Origin of the sequence: Streptomyces sp. 13-12-16, from assembly GCF_002114215.1 — a bacterium.
Classification (GTDB): domain Bacteria; phylum Actinomycetota; class Actinomycetes; order Streptomycetales; family Streptomycetaceae; genus Streptomyces.
Map to the genome: position 1 here is coordinate 491 of NZ_NCTE01001388.1, position 3,438 is coordinate 3,928.

Annotated in this window: 3 protein-coding genes and 1 pseudogene; all 4 read left to right on the top strand. The window is 70.2% G+C overall.

Going from position 1 to position 3,438, the window contains the following annotated elements; translation table 11 throughout:
• The first annotated feature begins 256 nt into the window (after positions 1-256).
• Positions 257-730 carry a carboxymuconolactone decarboxylase family protein gene (locus tag B7767_RS41260; protein ID WP_085576327.1) on the top strand — a complete coding sequence of 158 codons (474 nt, stop codon included), beginning with the start codon at positions 257-259 and terminating at the stop codon, positions 728-730.
• A gap of 281 nt (positions 731-1,011) precedes the next feature.
• Positions 1,012-2,214: a globin domain-containing protein gene (locus B7767_RS41265; RefSeq protein ID WP_085576325.1), complete on the top strand. Its 1,203-nt coding sequence runs from the start codon at positions 1,012-1,014 to the stop codon at positions 2,212-2,214.
• Positions 2,215-2,361: 147 nt separating this feature from the next.
• Positions 2,362-3,108: an SDR family oxidoreductase gene (locus B7767_RS41270; protein WP_085576326.1), complete on the top strand. Its 747-nt coding sequence runs from the start codon at positions 2,362-2,364 to the stop codon at positions 3,106-3,108.
• Between the two features lie 100 nt (positions 3,109-3,208).
• Positions 3,209-3,438, top strand: a pseudogene (locus tag B7767_RS41275) (hypothetical protein); the annotation flags it as partial.

Here is a 3,438-nt window from a genome sequence, read left to right on the forward strand (position 1 = left end):
CCTTGCTGTGAGGTGGGAGCCGGCGCGTCTTCGAAATTTTCTTTCCTGGGTTCCGCTCGGAGTGAAAGATATTTTCAGCACCCCGGAGCGTCAAGGGTCCGAAAGCGGCGGACCGGTCGCACACCGTCCGCCACCGTGTCGGCCGGATCACGCGACCGCCCGAGCAGTGACGCACGTCACACCGGATTGCTGTCACGGGGAGCCGCACCGTCCCGGTCATCCGGGTGTAACCGCACTACGGAGGATGGACCCCACCATGGACGCCCGCATCAACTTCTTCGGCAACGCGCTCGCCGGCAAGGTGCTCAAGCACGTCAACTCCGCGAACAAGGTGGTGCACGACTCGACACTGCCGGTCGCGACCCAGGAACTGGTGAAGATCCGCGCCAGCCAGATCAACGGCTGCGGCTTCTGCACCGACATGCACACCAAGGACGCCACCGCCGCGGGCGAGACCCAGCAGCGCCTCAACCTGGTGGCCACGTGGCGTGAGGCCAAGGTCTTCACCGAGGCCGAGCGCGCCGCCCTGGAGCTGGCCGAGCAGGGCACCCGCATCGCGGACGCCGCCGGCGGCGTCACGGACGAGGCCTGGGCGAACGCCGCGAACCACTTCGACGAGGACGAACTCGCCGCGCTGATCTCGCTGATCGCGATCATCAACGCCTACAACCGCATCAACGTCATCAACCAGCAGCCCGCCGGCGACTACCAGCCCGGCCAGTTCGGCTGAGGCATCCACCCCGGCACCGGCGGACGGAGCCGGGAACCGGTACGGGCAGCACGTCGTACATCCCGGCGTGCCGCCCGTACCGCTGTCCGCGGGCGCCGCGCCCGCACCCCGTGACCGCCGTCCGGCGCCGACCGGGTGCGGTGCGGATCCGGGTCGAAGCGGGCACACGGAAGAGTCGCACAGATCACACTCTCTTAAATAGGAATCTGATATACCAATTAACTAGCATGCTGTTGCGCGCGATCCACGAAGCACGTCAGTGCCGATTAAGGAGCCACAGGATGCTCTCCACCCAGTCGATCCCGGTCGTCCGAGCCACGTTGCCCGCCGTCGGGGCCTCCCTCGGCAGCATCACCGAGCTGTTCTACCGCCGTATGTTCGAGGAGCGCCCGGATCTGCTGCGCAGCCTGTTCAACCGCGCGAACCAGGCCAACGGCGCCCAGCGCGAGGCCCTCGCCGGTGCCGTCGCGGCCTTCGCCACCACGCTGGTGGAGCGGCCCGGTGAGCGCCCCGACGCCGTCCTCGGGCGCATCGCCCACAAGCACGCCTCCCTGGGCATCACCGCCGACCAGTACACGCTCGTGGGCCGGCATCTGATGGGGGCCGTCGGTGAGGTCCTCGGGGACGCCGTGACCCCGGAGGTGGGAGCCGCCTGGGACGAGGTGTACTGGCTCATGGCCAACGCGCTGATCGCCATGGAGGCACGGCTGTACGCCGGCGCGGGGGTCGAGAACGGCGCCGTCTGGCAGGACATGGAGATCGCCGAGCGCACCGAGGAGTCGGTCGACGCCGCCTCCTTCGAGCTGCGCCGCCCCGACGGCGACCCCACCGGGCCGTTCACCCCCGGCCAGTACGTCAGCGTCCAGGTGGAGCTCCCCGACGGGGCGAAGCAGATACGCCAGTACAGCCTCTCCACCGCTCCCGGCCGCAAGACCTGGCGGATCACCGTGAAGCGGGAGCGCTCCGCCGACGGCCGGGCGCCCGAGGGAGAGGTGTCGTCCTGGCTCCACGCCCACGCCCGCCCGGGTGACATCGTGAAGGTCTCCCTGCCCTTCGGCGACCTCGTGCTCCCCGAGGGCGACAGCCCGCTGCTGCTCGCCTCCGCCGGCATCGGCATCACGCCCATGCTGTCGATGCTGGACCACCTGGTCGACACCGCGTCCGAGCGTCACGTCACCGTCCTGCACGCCGACCGCTCCCCCGCCCACCACGCGCACCGTCCGGAGATGGAGGAGCTGGTCGGCCGGCTCCCGAACGCCGCGCTGCACGTGTGGTACGAGACGCCCGGGGAGCCGGTGCCGCCCCACGTCCACGCGGGCCTGGCCGACGTGTCCCGGCTGACGCTGCGGGAGGGCGTCAGCGCGTTCCTGTGCGGTCCGCTGCCCTTCATGCAGGGCGTCCGCGGTGACCTGCTCGCCCAGGGGGTCGCCCCGAAGGACATCCACTACGAGGTGTTCGGCCCCGACCTCTGGCTCAGCAAGTAGGACAGGACAGGAGGCGGACCGTCACCCGGACGGTCCGCCTTTCGGCGTCATGTGCGCGCGCTCCGCCTTGCCGACCGCAACAGTGGCACTAACATGTTGCCGGACAGGCCGTGAACACCATGTCGCTCCTTCCCGGAAGGGCACACCATGAGCATCGCAGTCTTCGGCGGTACCGGACTGATCGGGTCGAAGGTCGTCGAGAAGCTGAACGCCGCCGGTCACGAAGCGGTGCCGCACTCGCTCTCGACCGGGGTGGACGTGCTCACCGGCGAGGGGCTGGAGAAGGCCGTCGCGGGCGCCGACGTGATCGTCAACCTGACGAACTCCCCCACCTTCGACGAGGCCTCACCCGCTTTCTTCCGGACCTCGATGGAGAAGCTGCTGGCCGCCGCGGAGAAGGCCGGGGCGCGTCACTTCGTCGTCCTCTCCATCGTCGGTGTGGACCAGGTGCCGGAGCTGGACTACTACCGGGCGAAGACCCTGCAGGAGGAACTCCTGGCCGCCGGGCCGGTCCCGTACTCCATCGTGCGCGCCACCCAGTTCATGGAGTTCGTGGACGCCATCCTGTCCTGGACCACCGAAGGGGACACCGTTCGTCTGCCCGGCACCCCGGTCCAGGTCATCGCCGCCGAGGACGTGGCCGACGCGGTCGCCTCGGTGGCCGCGGGCGCCCCGCTGGGGGGAGTCCGCAACATCGCGGGCCCCGAGGTCCTCCCCCTCGACGAACTGGGGCGGGTCACCCTGGAGGCCCGTGGCGACACCCGTCACACGGTTGTCAGGGACGACGACGCCGGCATGTTCGGTGTCGTCCGCGGGGACGTCCTGACCGGCAAGGAGGACGCCCGTCTCGCCCCCACCCGTTATGCCGACTGGATGGCCGCCCACACGCGCTGACACGGCCCCCGGTGCCCGCAGCCGCTCCCTTCCGTGCCGCAACGGTGCCGATGCCGTCGGCGATAAGATGTGGTGGGAAGGCTGAGGACGAGGGGAACACATGGTCTCTGGAGCCCGCACGGCGCACAACATCGAGGTCACCGCTGAAAGCCTCCAGGAGGACCTGGACCGTCTGCGGATGCAGAAGCAGGCCCTGGAGCGGGAACTGGCCGCCGTCGTGGCGCACCTGGACTCCGTGCAGCGGGCTCTCGGCGCCCTCCAGGGCCTGATGCGCGACCCCGCCCCGGCGGCGGCCCGGGCCGGCGCGGCGGAGCCGCAGCGGGCGCCGGC